This window comes from Nitrococcus mobilis Nb-231 (assembly GCF_000153205.1).
GTDB lineage: Bacteria > Pseudomonadota > Gammaproteobacteria > Nitrococcales > Nitrococcaceae > Nitrococcus > Nitrococcus mobilis.
The window spans coordinates 1,886,494-1,901,003 of sequence record NZ_CH672427.1 but is presented as its reverse complement, the minus strand read 5'-3'; the positions used below and the strand labels follow the sequence as shown (position 1 = coordinate 1,901,003).

At 60.0% G+C, this 14,510-nt stretch carries 10 protein-coding genes and 1 pseudogene; 5 read left to right on the top strand and 6 right to left on the bottom strand.

Annotation, left to right across the window (positions count from 1 at the left end; genetic code table 11):
- Window positions 1-24: 24 nt before the first annotated feature.
- The 4 genes and pseudogenes from NB231_RS08690 to NB231_RS17640 all read right to left on the bottom strand — a co-directional run bounded on the left by NB231_RS08690 (window position 25) and on the right by NB231_RS17640 (window position 6,983).
- On the bottom strand, window positions 25-1,701 hold the full coding sequence (locus NB231_RS08690; RefSeq protein WP_005001730.1) for an ATP-binding cassette domain-containing protein: 1,677 nt from the start codon (window positions 1,699-1,701) through the stop codon (window positions 25-27).
- Between the two features lie 35 nt (window positions 1,702-1,736).
- Window positions 1,737-3,203: a TolC family protein gene (locus tag NB231_RS08685; RefSeq protein ID WP_198007267.1), complete on the bottom strand. Its 1,467-nt coding sequence runs from the start codon at window positions 3,201-3,203 to the stop codon at window positions 1,737-1,739.
- A gap of 21 nt (window positions 3,204-3,224) precedes the next feature.
- Window positions 3,225-4,658 (bottom strand): HlyD family secretion protein, encoded by a 1,434-nt coding sequence (locus tag NB231_RS08680; RefSeq protein ID WP_005001725.1) that lies wholly within the window; start codon window positions 4,656-4,658, stop codon window positions 3,225-3,227.
- Window positions 4,659-6,193: 1,535 nt separating this feature from the next.
- Window positions 6,194-6,983 (bottom strand): annotated as a pseudogene (locus tag NB231_RS17640) (IS5 family transposase).
- A gap of 148 nt (window positions 6,984-7,131) precedes the next feature.
- Between NB231_RS17640 and NB231_RS08665 the strand changes: the two are divergent.
- The 3 genes from NB231_RS08665 to msrB are packed head-to-tail and all read left to right on the top strand — an operon-like array spanning window position 7,132 to window position 9,858.
- Window positions 7,132-8,250 carry a PQQ-dependent sugar dehydrogenase gene (locus NB231_RS08665; protein WP_005001717.1) on the top strand — a complete coding sequence of 373 codons (1,119 nt, stop codon included), beginning with the start codon at window positions 7,132-7,134 and terminating at the stop codon, window positions 8,248-8,250.
- A gap of 37 nt (window positions 8,251-8,287) precedes the next feature.
- Window positions 8,288-9,325 carry a CNNM domain-containing protein gene (locus NB231_RS08660; protein WP_005001715.1) on the top strand — a complete coding sequence of 346 codons (1,038 nt, stop codon included), beginning with the start codon at window positions 8,288-8,290 and terminating at the stop codon, window positions 9,323-9,325.
- A 20-nt stretch (window positions 9,326-9,345) separates the two neighbouring features.
- The gene (gene msrB, locus NB231_RS08655) at window positions 9,346-9,858 is read left to right on the top strand and encodes a peptide-methionine (R)-S-oxide reductase MsrB (RefSeq protein WP_040663653.1); all 513 of its coding nucleotides are present in this window, start codon (window positions 9,346-9,348) and stop codon (window positions 9,856-9,858) included.
- Between the two features lie 43 nt (window positions 9,859-9,901).
- Here the strand turns inward: msrB and NB231_RS08650 are convergent, their stop codons facing one another.
- Complete coding sequence (locus NB231_RS08650) at window positions 9,902-10,402, bottom strand: DUF192 domain-containing protein (protein ID WP_005001701.1); 501 nt, start codon at window positions 10,400-10,402, stop codon at window positions 9,902-9,904.
- A gap of 191 nt (window positions 10,403-10,593) precedes the next feature.
- Between NB231_RS08650 and NB231_RS08645 the strand changes: the two genes are divergently transcribed.
- Together NB231_RS08645 and NB231_RS08640 are read left to right on the top strand one after the other, a co-directional pair.
- Window positions 10,594-11,832, top strand: a complete 1,239-nt coding sequence (locus tag NB231_RS08645) for a YcjF family protein (protein WP_040662091.1) — start codon at window positions 10,594-10,596, stop codon at window positions 11,830-11,832.
- Complete coding sequence (locus tag NB231_RS08640) at window positions 11,829-13,361, top strand: GTPase family protein (protein ID WP_005001698.1); 1,533 nt, start codon at window positions 11,829-11,831, stop codon at window positions 13,359-13,361. Before NB231_RS08645 ends, NB231_RS08640 begins: the two co-directional genes overlap by 4 nt.
- A gap of 52 nt (window positions 13,362-13,413) precedes the next feature.
- Here NB231_RS08640 and NB231_RS08635 read toward each other — a convergent pair whose 3' ends face one another.
- Window positions 13,414-14,346 carry a recombination-associated protein RdgC gene (locus NB231_RS08635; protein WP_005001697.1) on the bottom strand — a complete coding sequence of 311 codons (933 nt, stop codon included), beginning with the start codon at window positions 14,344-14,346 and terminating at the stop codon, window positions 13,414-13,416.
- Between the last annotated feature and the right edge of the window lie 164 nt (window positions 14,347-14,510).

The window sequence follows — 14,510 nt, the reverse complement described above, 5'->3', positions numbered from 1 at the left end:
CGGTACCCACCACAGCAGGTCCTGCTAGCGCACCTCGATGCAGTACTGCAACATTTTCTTGATCTCGGGGTGGGTGGTGACAATCAGGACTGACCACGGCTGATCCGGCGAGCACAGGTGCCGCAGAATCGCCTCGCGGACCCTGCTGGAGATCTCCTCGAGTGCGCCACCCAGGATAACGAGGGGTGGACGCGTTACGATGGCCCGGGCGAGGAGAATTCTCAGCTTCTGGCTAGGCGTGAAGCTTTTGCCTCCCAATCCGACCGGGGTCCCAAGGCCATGTGGCAATTGTTCGACGTCTTCAAGCAAGTTCACGAGTCGCAAGGCCCACAAGATGTCCTCCGCAAGGATGCCTTCTCGCCCCATGGTGATGTTGTCTTCCAGTGTTCCTTCGAACAGAGAAATCTGCCAGTTGACTACGAGGCCTCGAGATGCGTTCACCGTATCGGGACCCAGATCGCGGAGATCGACTTCATCATATCGAATGACGCCAGCGGCCGGCACCTCGATTCCCGCCAGGGCGCGGGAGAGCATATGACATACTGTCTCGCTCTCGCAGACGATGCCCCATTTTTCGCCGGCGCCGATCTCGAAGTGTGCGTTCTGCAGCAAAGCAGCCCCGTCGAGGGAGAGGGAGACACGGCGGCAGGTCACTTTGAGACCGCGCCTGGACGATACGGGCTGGGATGCGATTCGCACCACTGGCTGTCGATCTTTGGGAAGTGAGAAGAGTCGGTCAAGCTCAACCAGGGCTGTGAAAAAATAGAATATAACGTAGGTCCGTTTGACGACGGACTCGAGACTGACTATCAGGGTTGCGATGATGACTTCCGCTCCGACGAGTTGGCCTATCGTCAACTGGCCGATGGCGACTAACCAGCCGGCCATTGTCAGCAGCCCGGTGTGAATCATCACCTGCAGCAGCAACGATCCCGCATACTGCCGGACCAACACTCTGAATCGAGCTTTCCTGGCGTCAATGTAGAATGCCGACAGCATATCGGCCTTCCGAAGGACGAGCGGCGCGCAGCGGGTCGCCTTGAAATGGAGCAAATTGCTCGTGACCTCCTGAAACCAGTGAAATACGTCGTATTTTGCTTCTGACATCTCGAGAGTTGCCCGGAGGCCACCCCGGCCGAGGAACGCAATGACAAACACGGCTACAATTAAGAAGAAATCGAAGACGAGGAAAGCCGGATGGTAGAAAACTAGGAGCACCATTCCAATGGTGCCGCCGACCAGGACATTGATAAAATCGACCAGCAGCGAGGACAGTGCGCGCTGCATGAGGACCGTTTCGAAGAAACGGGTGGCATGCTCCGGCCTGAAAGAGTCCGGCCTGAAGCGTAGAAGGTATGATGCGAGCGCCAGGGCGACTCTGACGAAAAGCCGACGTTCGAGCATTTCGCCGGCATAGAATTGAAGGATCCGGAACGCTCCGACAAACAGGAGCACCGCCGCCATGATGGCGGCTAGGGTCACCACCATGATCGGTTGGATGGCGAATGCGAATGTGTTGACCAGTTCCTGGACGGTGAGGGGAATGATGAGCCAGAAAAAACCGATTGCCAGCGCATACAGTATCAGGAAGATGAGGATGCGCCGTTCCTGGAGCAGGATTGCCCGCAAGCGGGTGAGAGTCGGGCGCAACAGGTCGTGCTGTTGCTCTGCGTGCTGTCCCTCGAAATCCGGAGCAGTCATGGTTCTTTATCTCGGCAGACGGAAAGGTGAATTAGTTAAGGACTCTGGGCGACATTGCTCGCGCCGACCGCCCAAGTGCCGGATGCCCAGCGGTAGAATGCCCATGCTTTCTCATAATCCGCCCGCGTCTGGATCAACCGGGTTTCGGTCTCGACTGCGTTACGCTCGCGCAAGTTGACGAACAAAATGTTCGTCGCGCCTAAATCGAATCGTTTCTGCTCGCCCTTGAGCAGGGCTCTCGCGAGCCGGAGGGATCGAGTGGCGGCTTGGATTCGCTCCTTTGCTCTCGCTAAGGCCGAGAGCGCATTGTCCATATCTATGGCTACCTGCTCCTCGCGATACTTCAACATCAGCACGAAACGTTCCGCCTTGGCGTTGGCCTGCATGAGTTCGCCGCGTGCTCGGCGTTGCAAAAAGGGGACCTGCAATGTCGCGCCGAACCGATATCCTAGACCCAGAACGAACTTTTCCGGGCTCCTGGCTGGCGCCGCTTCCAAGTCGAGCTTCGGCAGCAAATTGTTCTTTGCCAACTTCAGATTAATATCGTTGAGTTTGGCTTCTAGCATGACCGCCCGAACCTCCGGTCGGTGTGTTTTGGCGTTCTGTTTGTCGGTGGTCGCCGTGGTTTGAGACGGGGATGGCCTGATCATGGGAAATCCAGGGACACGCTTCGCCGCCGGTACGGCGGGCTGATCTGCCTCCCAAAGGAATAGCGAGAGTTTGAAGCTCTCCTGCTCGCCTTTGCGTTGCGCGGCAATAAGGCTCTCTGTGCGGCGTTGCACTTCCTGTTCCGCCTCCGTTACGTCCAGCGGCGCGGAGGCGCCGGCCTTGGCCCGCTGGCGGATCTCCTCCAGCCGATCCTTTGCCACCGCCAGCATCCGTTGCTGGACCCGGACTATCTTCCAGGCGGCCACCCAATCCCAATATTGGGTGGCCGCTCCGAAGAAGAGATCTTGTCGTGTCTGGGCGATTTGCACCTCGGCGCGTGGTTTCGCCAACTGGGAGCGCTTCAATTCCGCGTTTTCCGGACTCATCAAGAATCCTCTGAGCAGGGGAATGAATGCGCCCAGCAGAACCTGCTGCCGGTCATCATTGAAACCGAGATCCGGGATCGTCGCCTCTCCGATCGATTGTCGAATGCCGGCGATCGCCCGGACGCCGGAGGGGTGACGCACGTCTAAAAAGGTATCGTTGAAGCCGGCGGTGCGGGTACTTTCGCGGCTCTTTGACAGGAAGCGCTCTACTTCGATATCGTTGACCAAGGTTGGTTCAAAGGCGCCCAGCGCGCGCAGAAGTTTGCCCTTGGCGATGAGCCTTTCGGTACCGGCGCCTTGAAGGAGCGGATGCGAGTGATCGATTCGGGAAAACACCTCACGCAGAGAGAGCGTTTTCGCTGCGGTGGGTATATCCGAGGGCGCTATCATAAGATCAACCCCGAGAGCCTGGCCCGCAGCCGCTAAGGAGATAATGAATACACAGGCAACCTGTGAGCGTCTAATCATGCGGTGTCTCCCTTCCGGGCGCTACTTTCCCCCTCGACCGGCCTTGGGGAGGACCGTTTCGAGCAGCATGGGTTGGTAATCGGGGGGGAATAGATTGAAGCGCCGCCACAGCTCGTACCACAGTGGGACGCGATCCAGGATGACCCATCCGATCACCTGGATCCCTTGGCGCGCGTGGTGCTGATCCGGCCACGGTCGGTCATTTGGGTCAGGAACTACCCAAAAGCGGAATTGTCCCCGGCCGTCGTCCAACTGATCCACGACTTTAATCTCGCCGCCGAAAGTCCCGGACATGATCTCAGGCCAGCCTGGAATCGGGATGGCGGGCATTCCCTTAAAGAGCAGGCGCACCTTGCGCCCCGGCCGGAGCAGGGGGGCGTCCAACCCTTTCGCTCGGAACTCCACGGCTCGGCTATGGCTCAGCGGACTGATCCGGACCAGCCTCTCCCCGGGGGTGACCAGTTCCCCCGCTCCCACATGGGTCATGCGCACGACCGTCCCGTCGATGGGGGCTGTCACACGGGCGGCGCGTCTGCGTTGAGCCGCATTAGATAGCCTCAGTTTCATGCCAGCTAATTTTTCAGCCGCGCTCGCGGCTTCTGCCCGGGCGGCGGCGCGGGCGGCCTTTGTGTCCAGCAGACGCTGTGCCATGTCGGCGCCGATTTGATCGCGCCCGAAGGTGAGGGCCTGTTTGGCCTGTTTGGCCTGTTCCCGGGCCGCTTGGGCCGCCTTGAGATTCGCCTGAGTCGCGATCAGAGTCTGAACTGCAACCTCGAGTTCCCGCTGAGACACGAGGCCGTTCTCGGCGAGCTGGAGATGGCGCTTGGCGTTCAATTGAGCCGTCTGGTAGGCAATGCGGGCGGAGACGATCTGTTGGGTGACAGCTTGGATTTTGTTCTCTGCTTCCAGGACGCGGGCCTTTGCCGAGGGAACTGCCGCTTGAGAGAGTTTCTTCATCTCTTCGATGCGTTGCGACAATTGCTCCGCCCGATCTATTGCGGCCTCTCTGGTTTGGGCGAGGGCCTCTTTGGATTGCCGCAGCAATTCTAAGAGTTCGGGCGCCATGAACTTGGGGTCCACATCTTCGAGTTCGACGATCAGGGCTCCGCGGCTGACCTCTTCGCCCTCCAAGACGTGCCATTGCTTGATTCGGCCGGTGATTTTGGCGTGAATGTCCTGCGGTCGATCGAAAGGGGAATAGGCTGAGAGCTGGCCGTGCGCCGTGATGGTTTGTGTCCAGGGAATGAAGGCGACCGCGATCGTAAGCAGCACGAACAACGATGCGGCGACGAGCCCGGCCGTCCGCAGTCGGTTGGGAACCTGCACCGCAGCCCAGGACCGCAAGCTCTCCCGTAATAGGGGCTCATCGGTTTCATCACTGCTCCATATAACTTGCGCGACCTGATCCACTAGCACTGGCGCGTTGTGGTCTGTCGTACTCGGCAATTTCCCCATGTGGCGTTGCTCGTCTCGCTTCCCTATCCGAGGGCGCAAATGCGGTTGTAGCCTTGCAGTAGTCTTAGCTTTTCCCGTGTTACCGGTGCGATTGGGGGCGGTGCCGGCAAACCCCGTCGCTTGGCACCGCCTTGCGCTTACGTGGGGAGCTTCCTGTGGCGGCGTATAGCCGCTAAGAAAACGCTAAATTATACCTGACCCCGCCTATACGCCTATAGGTTACGGCATCGCTACTGACTCAAGTGGAATCGATGACGCAGGCCACCTTCGCCCCGATCGGTTTTGCGGCCCAAAAGCGGCGCACCCGGAGGATGCTCCCTGTGTGATCTTCACCCCTTAGAAGCCCCCGTGTAAAGTCTGGAGCCTATCAACAGTTACGCGAGCCAGAGCACAATGTAGACGCATGTGACCATGGCGGCGAAATGGGCAGAGAGTTGTTCGTATCGTTCGCCACCCGACGGAACTGCTTGAGACGGTTCAAGCAGCACTCCACGAGATTGCGAGCCTTGTAGCGATGGCGATCGTAGTGGTGAGGCGCATTGCGGTTGTACCGAGGCGAAAGGATGGTTTCGGCGTGTTGAGCCTCTATGTATTCGACCACGGCGTTGTAGTCATAGCCTTTGTCCGCGAACCGCCTGCGTGCCCGGGGCTTGCAAGCAAGGCAAGGCAAGGCAAGGCGAGGCTATGCGATCCCGCCGAAGTCAAAGAGCAAGGCATGTGCACACCGGGATAACTCAGGAACCTGGGAGGCCCCTTGTCTCTACCGACAAGAGCGGTAGTAGGCGATACCGCGCAGCAACTCGCAGAGTCCACTGAAGCAGCGTAACTACATCAATGAGCCTCCGGAATTCTCGTGCGGTCCAGCTGGCTTGAAAAAAACTCATAATCTTTTGCCGCAACTTCGAAATCTGTCGGGCCTTCTATATTTCAGAAGACTGGTGCTTTCCTATGTTTAAGAATAACTCAGGCATTCCGTCAGTATGCGCAGGGGTATATTTTATTTATTCTGTGATGTCAATGATAATTTAGCGATTGGGTATACAGATTTAATCTGTTCAGGAACATCCTTTCTGTCATATCGACCATGAAAAATTTCATTTATATAAAAATCGTATCCATGAATCTGTCTATTTTTCTCATCGTTTAAAATAATTGTGGCGCCTTCAATATCGGCACCTAGAAATAGCCCTTCTGGGATTTGTTGATAGGCAACGACTGATTTCGGCTTAATGAAAACTTCTTTATACGCAGTTAATTTTTAGGTCGTGACTTCAATATCAGCGCCTAGCTCAACCTTTCCTTTAGCAAGAACATCGATACTTTGATCCATGAACAGAAGGATAAGTGCCGTCGATTCTATACCCGCTTGAGGGCCTATGCTCACAGTCGATAAAGCGAAGAATACTGGCGCTGACCATTGATGTTCGCCGATTCTACAGCTCGCTACGCCATCGCCATAACTACCGGCCACCACGATACCGAGCCTTAATCGACTTGGAACGACTGCTGTGCACCGACTCGCCCTAAGAGCCTGTTCACAATCTTCTAATGAGCAGAACGAGGAACGCCAGATGGACGAACTGCAGACTGGTATTGAGCGTACGCTCGCAGTTCTTCCATAAGCGGCGGCATTTTTCCAGCCAGCCGAAGGAGCGTTCCACGACCCAACGCTGGGGCAGCACGGCAAAGGTGTGCGCTTCGTTGCGTTTGACCACCTGTACCGTCGCCTGGAGCTTCTTCTGTACGGCTTGCGCAAAAGGGCGCCCCGTGTAACCCCCATCCACCAATACGCTCTGAACCGACTGTAGATTCGATGCGCAGCGATCCATGGCCGCCAAGGCCCCTTTGCGGTCGGTCACATCGGCCATGGTGATCGCAATGGCATGCGGCAACCCTTGGGTATCCTCCGCAATAGGGCGCTTGATTCCCGAGACCTTCTTGCCCGCGTCATATCCCTTGTGTTCGGCGCTGTCCGTGTTCTTCACACTCTATGCATTAACGATCAAGAAGCTCGTTGTGGCGCTACGCCCCTGTTTGGTACAGACCGCGCCAACCTGATTTTTTTAACGCCTGCTCCAGCAGGCTGCCATCCTCTCCTCGCGGTTCGCTCCACTTGGCAAAGTAGGAATGAACCGTGCGCCACTTCGGAAACTCGCCTGGCAACATTCGCCACTGATAACCGCTTTTGAGTAGATACAGGATCGCGCAGAACACCTCATAGAGATCCACCGTCCTCGGTTTGGTGCGCTTGCGCGCACGCTCCAGTAGTGGCCTGATCTGTTCAAACTGCTCGCGCGTGATATCGCTTGAATATTGCTTCCTCATCCCCTCATTATCAGAGAGAAGAGAGATTATGAACAGGCTTTTAGTGAAAACCTATCGAGACGGCATTTGTCTCCCCACGCGACTTGCGTTGCGCCGCTCGGCCGGGTGGACTAGGGTTTGAATTGGAAGCAGTGGGAGCGGATGCCATATGAGACGCAAGGCTATTCTCGCCGCTGGCGCGATGGTGCTGGCGGGTGCCCCGCTGGTGGCGCAATCAGACCAATTGGTGCAGACGCAGGCGGGGGTGATTGTGATCGAGGAGATGGCGGATGGGCTCGATCACCCATGGGGTATGGCGTTTCTGCCCGACGGGCGTCTGCTTGTGACGGAGCGCGCGGGGGATCTGCGGATTCTTGCAGCCGACGGTGCGCTTTCGGGGCCAGTCGAGGGCACGCCCGAGGTCTTCGCCAAGGGCCAGGGCGGGCTTTTGGATGTGGCGCTCGATCCAGAGTTCAACTCGAATCGCCTCGTTTATCTCTCTTTTGCCGAGCCCGGCGAAGGGGGTGCCTCCACGGCGGTGGGGCGCGGTCGTTTGGGAAACGACCGGATCGAGGGCTTCAAGGTCATCTTTCGTCAGGAGCCGAAGGTCTCCGGCGCCAACCATTTCGGTGGGCGAATCGTTTTCTCGCCCAAAGGCAAACTTTTCCTTACCCTAGGCGAGCGCTACCGGTTCGATCCGGCGCAGGACCTCTCCAACCATCTCGGTACGGTTGTGCGCATCAATCGCGACGGCTCGGTTCCGCCGGGCAACCCGTTCATCGATCGGGCAGATGCGAAGGGCGAGATTTGGTCCTATGGTCATCGCAACATCGAGAGCGCCGCACTCAACCCGCACACGGGCGCGCTGTGGATTGGCGAAATGGGGCCGCGCGGCGGCGATGAGCTCAACCTGCCGCAGCCGGGCCGCAATTACGGTTGGCCGGTGGTGAGTTGGGGAAGACATTACAATGGGGTCGACATACCGGACCCGCCGACTCAGCCGCGCTTCGCCGACGCGATCAAGTACTGGACGCCGGTGATCTCTCCCTCGGGTATGGTCTTCTATACCGGCGATGTCTTCCCTGAATGGCGCGGCAGCGCGCTGATCGGCGGATTATCGGCGCGCGGGATCGTACGCGTGATGATCGATGGCCAGAGCGTGACCGGCGAAGAGCGCATCCTGCTCGGTGCGCGCATCCGTGACGTCGAACAGGCGCCGGACGGTTCGGTCTATGTGCTGACCGATGAGGACGACGGCAAGGTGTGGCGTCTTACGCCGCGACAATGAAGTTTAAGACGCCGTTCACGGCCGTCGACGGTAACCGATGGACATTGTGCTTTTGATTGTCTACGTCTCGGTTGCCTTGATGATGTCTTTTCTTTGCTCCATTGCCGAAGCGGTCATGTTGAGCGTGTCGAGCGCTCATATTCATCTTCTGGAGCAGGAAGAGAAGCCATCGGGCGCGTTACTGCGGGATCTCAAGGAAGATATTAATAGACCGCTCGCTGCAATTCTGACCCTTAATACCATTGCCCATACCATGGGGGCGGCGGGTGCCGGTGCGCAGGCGGCGGTCGTCTTCGGTAGTGCCTTCGTGGGCCTGTTCTCGGCGGTGCTGACCTTTTTAATCCTGGTATTCTCCGAAATCATCCCCAAGACCCTGGGGGCGCACTACTGGCGGCAGCTGGCCCCTGCTACGGCCTATGGGCTGAGATTCCTCATCTGGCTATTCTATCCGTTTGTAAAGATGTCGGAGAAACTCGCCGGTGGTTTGACCGGAGGTTCTGTCCTAGTCGGATTCAGTCGCGGGGAGTTCTCGGCTATGGCCGAGATCAGCGCGCAGGAGGGCGAACTCGAGGAAAAGGAATCGAAGATTCTCAAGAATCTCCTGTTACTGCGCGAGCTGCGCGCCAAGGATGTCATGACGCCACAGACGGTCGTGTTTTCGTTGCCGAAAATCACTCGAGTGGAGGAGTTCTTTCACAAGCACGACGGTATCCGGTTCTCCCGCATTCCCGTCTACGACGGCGACCGTGATCAGGTCATCGGATTTATATTGCGCAGCGACCTGTTGTTGGCGCAGGCTCGCGGCAATATCGATAAGATATTGGGAGACTACTTGCGCGAGATACCGGCCGTCCTGGATTCCACCTCGCTCTTGCGCACCTTCGATGAATTTATCCCGCGGCGAGTTCACATCATGCTGGTCGTGGACGAATATGGGAGCATGAAGGGGATTTTGACGCTGGAGGATGTGCTGGAAACCTTGCTGGGGCTGGAGATTATAGATGAAGGCGATAAGAACGTCGATATGCAGGAGCTGGCGCGCCGTCTTGGCAAAAGGCGAGCCAGCGTGACATGAGGCTCGATCGGGAGAACACCATGAACCCGCTTAGACGACGATTACTGATCGCCGGTGGCTGCGCGCTAGCGGCGCCGATGTTGTGGCGTTTGGTTGCGACACCGCGCGCCTCGGCTGCAACCGAAGACGACTACGAGCACGAGTTTGCGGTGACGCGGACGCCAGCGCAGTGGCGGGAGCAGCTGACCGAGCGACAATTCGAGATCCTGCGTCGTGAGGCCACGGAGCCGCGCGGCTCAAGCCCCTTGCTCAAGGAGAAGCGCCAGGGTACCTACCACTGTGCGGGTTGTGACCAAGCGGTATTCCGCTCCGAGACCAAATACGATAGCCGCACGGGGTGGCCGAGCTTCTGGGCGCCGATCGAAGCCGCAATCGGAACCCGGGAAGATCGTTCATTACTGTTTGCGGTCCGCACTGAAGTGCACTGCAGCCGCTGCGGCGGACATCTCGGCCACGTATTCGAAGATGGTCCCAGGCCTACCGGCCTGCGCTACTGCATCAACGGCGCGGCACTTACCTTCTCACCCGCCTGACGGGCTGCACACGGTTTCAGGGGGGGCCGCAACAAGCCGATTTTCACCGTCGCTGGGAATGGTGCTCGCCGTGTCGTAAATCGCCGGTAGGAGGCTGTATGGGGTGCACGCGGGTGCCGGGCCGGATGCGATTCGCCAGCGGATGTTCAGGCGCGAACTCCAGTGCCGCGATGATTTCGGTCGGGGGCTCATAGCAGCAGCTCCCAGGCGTCATGCGCTCGATGGCGATGACCCGGTGGTCGGGTCCGATCCAAGCGATGAGCAGGGGCGCGGCGACGTTTGTCATGTGGAAGTGCGGGATTTGGGCAAAGCGATAGCGAAAATAAATGAGCTCGCGGCGGATCTGCTGCGGAGTGGCGTATTGAAAGCCAAGACCCCGATCGTTTGGGGTGGCGCCGATGCGTGCGGTGATGGCATGGCCATCGATCAAGAGTTCACAGACGGGCAGATCGGCTACGTCGCGCCGCGGCCGCTCGGTGAGACCGTAACCGCAAGCGACCAGCACAAGGCCGGCAACGAGGACAGTAAGGATGCTTTTATCCATAGGCGAACCTCTATGCAGGTAGGCGCTCGGATCGCTAGCGGCATGCGCTGTTTTTCGAGAGGTGGTTTTCCTGGCGTTTGGTTGACGTTGCCGCTGCAAGATGCCTGCTTTCGCGCGTTATCTCGGCAGGTGCACAAGGGTTGGTGCAATCGGTAAGCTGATCTTATCACTCGCCTCATTGGAGCCGGGCCATGCCTTTCCCCCGCCTCATGCCGGAGATCGCTTGGCGCAAGGTCTTCGCAGCCGTCCTGAATCCGCAGTCCGACCCGGCGCTGGATGAGGCGATCGCCGCCAAGGCGCGTGATCAGGCGCCGGTGGTCTGGCTGCTTGGGAAGGTGCAGTCCGGCAAGACCTCTATCGTACGGGCGATTACCGGCGCTGCGGAGGCGGAAGTGGGGGTCGCCTTCAAGCCTTGCACGCGCCGCTCGCGTCTCTACGAGTTTCCGCCAGACGTGCCGGTGGTACGTTTTCTGGATACCCGCGGGCTGGGTGAAGTGGCCTACGATCCCGCCGAAGATTTGGCTCTGGTGAAAGGCTCGGCGCATGTAGTCGTGGCGGTGGCACGTGCGTTGGATCCGCAGCAAGCGGCTATTTTGGAAGTGCTGCACGCGGTGCGCCGCCATCATCCGGATTGGGCAGTGGTGTTGGTGCAGACTCGGCTGCACGATGGTTATCCGGATGACCGCGACCATCCACCGTACCACGAGTTGGCCGACGCACCGGGTTTGGACGATTTGCGCCGCGCGCTTGAGGTGCAGGCAAGCCGGTTCCGTCGCCTGCCTGGTAAGGGGATGTTCCGTACGGTCGCGGTGGATTTGACCCGGCCGGAGGATCAGTTCAGCGACCCGCATTACGGTTTGGAGGCGTTGCTTGACGCCCTAGATGAAGCTTGCTTGGAAGGGCGGGCCACCCTTATCCGCGATCTTGGCCGGGCCGTTCGCGATGCCCGCTTGGCGCGCGCCCATCCGCACCTGCTCGGTTATGCCACGGCCGCTGGTATGAGCGACCTGGTCCCGCTAATGGGTTTTGTCACCGTGCCCACCCTGCAGGGCAAAATGCTGCACAGCATCGCGGCGCTCTATGGCATCGAGTGGGACCGCCGCACGCTCAAGGGATTCGTGACTTCGCTGGGCACGGGTACGGTGCTGGGCGTCGGCGCTCGTTTTACCGCCCGGCAGTTTATGAAACTGATCCCAGTCTATGGGCAACTTGTCGGGGCTGCGGCGGCCGGAGCGGCCAGTGCGGCGCTCACCTACGCGTTGGGCCGGGCGGCTTGTTATTACCTGGAGCAGGCCCGGTTGGGCCGACAGGATCCGGCTGGCGTGGCCAGCACATACCGGGGTGCGTTAAAGGACGCCTACGCCAAGTTTTATCGCCGCGCTGCCAGCGGGCCTTGGGCGGAGGGTAACGATTCGGGTACGGCGTCATGAGCCGACAATCGGCGGTGTGGCTGGCCTTGGTGGCGCTCGTGCTGCCGTTGTTGGTGCTGATTCCATTCGGTGTCTTGTGGTTGTGGGAACAGGGCTGGCTGCTGGCGTGGTTGGGTGCAGCGGCCGGGCTGGCACTGAGCGGCTACGGTTACGCTCAGTGGTTGCGGCGGCAGATCGCGCGTGCCCAGTTCTCGAAGCAGGTGCAAGCGCTGGATGAAGCGCCGTCGGAACCGGATGCCGATTGGTCGCCGCGCGAGTTGGCCGCCTGGGAGGCGGTGCAAGCGCTCGCGGCCCAGGTGGACAAGGACATCGTCGCCGACCATCGTTTGATGCTCGCTACCGCCCGCCGTGTCCTCGAGCAGGTGGCGCGGCACTATTACCCGGAGGAGCGTCATCCCATCTGGCGCTTTACCGTGCCGGAAGCGCTGCTGCTCACCGAACGGGTCAGTGCGCGGTTGCGCCAGGTGCTGCTGGATCATGTGCCGGGATCGCACATGATTCGTGCCGGTCAACTGCTGCGACTATGGGAGTTCAAGCCCGCTGCTCAGCGGGGTGCCCAGGTGTTCCGTGGCGTTACGCTCGTCTACCGCTTGACGCGGCTGGTGAATCCGGGCTGGGCGCTGCTTGCGGAGGCCCGCGAGCGGCTGTTTGCGGCGGCCCTAGGTGATGCCGGGGAGTATCTGCGCCGCAAGGGCGCCCAGATCTGGGTAGAGGAGGTCGGGCGGGCCGCTATCGAGTTGTATTCGGGGCGGCTGCAGGTGGACGCCGGGCAGTTGTGCGGGGCGGCTGGGCGTGAGCCATTCGGTTCGGGCGTGACGGCGGCCGAGCCGCCCGGCCCGCTGCGGCTGGTGGTGGCAGGCCAGACCCAGGCCGGCAAGTCGAGTTTGGTGAATGCCCTGCTCGGTGAGATAGCCGCCGGCGTGGATGTGCTATCGCTGACCACCGCCTGCCGCGGTTACGAGTTGCAGCGCGAAGGAGTGCCGGAGGCGGTGCTCATCGATACGCCGGGGCTGGAGGATGAGGCGGGCCTGGAGCAAATAGTAGACCGCGCCTGCGACGGTGATTGTTTGTTGTGGGTGGTGGCGGTGCATCGGGCCGACCGCGCACTGGATCGGGCTGCGCTGACGGCGGTGCGAGCGCGGTTCGCGGCCAACCTGCAGCGTATCCCACCGCCCTTGCTGGTGGTGGCGAGCCACGTAGATCGGCTTTCGCCGGCGCGGGAGTGGGCGCCGCCCTACAATGTCAACGAGCCCGTCCGCCCCAAGGCTATTGCGATCCGCGCGGCGCTGGAGACGATCGCCATCGACTTGCAGGTGCCGCTTGATACCGTGGTGCCCGTGCGGCTGGATCCGCCAGCCGCACTCTATAATACCGAGCTCTTATGGGCGCTGTTAATGCAGCGCTTCGAGCGCGCCCAACGGGGACGGGCATTGCGAATCCGTCAATCCATTCCGGCGCGGCATTGGCGGCGAGTACTGCAACAGGCCGTTCGTGCGGGTCTGGGAGTAAGCCGCAAGCGGCCGAACTGACCGGCCGCGTCCCTCGAGTGCTCGCCCGGCGCCTCGACAGAAAGCGCCGAGCTCAACCCGGTTGGCCGGCGGCTTGCGGTTGCTGCCCTTCCTCCCCGAACAGTGCCAATAGCCGAGGAATGAATCGCCCGAGTTCGAGGGTCATGATGGCGAAATCGGCATCGAAACGCTCTGCGGCGGTCTCCGGCTCCCGGTCACCGGCCTCCTCCTGGACGATGTCGAGGAATTTGAGCCGTTTTACCGAAAGGTCGGCATCCAGGATGCATGCAAGGCGTTGCTCCCAAGTGGCGGCCAGTTGGCGTGGGCGCTTGCCGGCCTTGATATGACCCTTGATCTCCCCGGCAGCCAGGTTCTGGCGTTTGGCACGGATTTCGGAGCCGGCTTTGTGAGGGTCTTCGAGCACGGTCTCCTCGCCGAGCTCGATATCTGCCGGAGTGCGCTCATGCGCGAGCCACCACGTCATCACGCTCTGTGGGTTCACCGCCGCCTGCAGCGGTCGGATGGGCAGTGAGCCGAGGCTGGTGCGCAGCAGCTCCGTGAGTTCTTCGGCCTGGCGCCAGTTGGCCGTGTCGACCACCAGCCAGCCATTTTGTGGGTCGATGTAGGAAAAGATGCGCTTGGTATACGTAAATGACCGGGGTAAAAGCTCCAAGGTGATCTCTTCTTTCATGCGGCTTTTCTCGCGCCGGCCAAGCGGTCGCAGTTCCCGTGCCTCGCGCTCGGCCACACGCTCTTCCAGTACGTCGCGGATGACGGCCGGCGGCAGAACGCGCGTTTCTTGCTGCAGACAAAGCAGCAGTGTGCCGTTGGCGGCGTGCACCAGCTGCCGGGCTTGTCGTCCAAGCGGCGCTACCCATCCCTGAGCGGTGAAATCGGCGCGGCCAATGGGCTGCGAGGCGAACTGTGCAAGCTTTTGCTCCAGCGCCTCGGCCGTAAACGCAAAACCCTCGGTCAGATCATAGATACACAGATTCTTGAACCACATTGCCGGCGATCTCCTCCGTTCGCTGCAAATAAACGCGTCCTGTCACCGTCGCCTGGATTGGCATGGTGGCCTCGGCTAGCAAGCAAGTTCGGCAAAGCGCTTCTGCACCTTAAGCCGAGTGTTTGACGCAGCCACGATGAGGCCGCTGCGATACGCAGGCGCCC

Excerpts from the sequence above, each read along its gene's own strand:
- NB231_RS08690 (WP_005001730.1), bottom strand. The coding sequence starts at position 1,701 with ATGACTGCTCCGGATTTCGAGGGACAGCACGCAGAGCAACAGCACGAC.
- NB231_RS08685 (WP_198007267.1), bottom strand. The coding sequence starts at position 3,203 with ATGATTAGACGCTCACAGGTTGCCTGTGTATTCATTATCTCCTTAGCG.
- NB231_RS08680 (WP_005001725.1), bottom strand. The coding sequence starts at position 4,658 with ATGGGGAAATTGCCGAGTACGACAGACCACAACGCGCCAGTGCTAGTG.
- NB231_RS08665 (WP_005001717.1), top strand. The coding sequence starts at position 7,132 with ATGAGACGCAAGGCTATTCTCGCCGCTGGCGCGATGGTGCTGGCGGGT.
- NB231_RS08660 (WP_005001715.1), top strand. The coding sequence starts at position 8,288 with ATGGACATTGTGCTTTTGATTGTCTACGTCTCGGTTGCCTTGATGATG.
- msrB (WP_040663653.1), top strand. The coding sequence starts at position 9,346 with ATGAACCCGCTTAGACGACGATTACTGATCGCCGGTGGCTGCGCGCTA.
- NB231_RS08650 (WP_005001701.1), bottom strand. The coding sequence starts at position 10,402 with ATGGATAAAAGCATCCTTACTGTCCTCGTTGCCGGCCTTGTGCTGGTC.
- NB231_RS08645 (WP_040662091.1), top strand. The coding sequence starts at position 10,594 with ATGCCTTTCCCCCGCCTCATGCCGGAGATCGCTTGGCGCAAGGTCTTC.
- NB231_RS08640 (WP_005001698.1), top strand. The coding sequence starts at position 11,829 with ATGAGCCGACAATCGGCGGTGTGGCTGGCCTTGGTGGCGCTCGTGCTG.
- NB231_RS08635 (WP_005001697.1), bottom strand. The coding sequence starts at position 14,346 with ATGTGGTTCAAGAATCTGTGTATCTATGATCTGACCGAGGGTTTTGCG.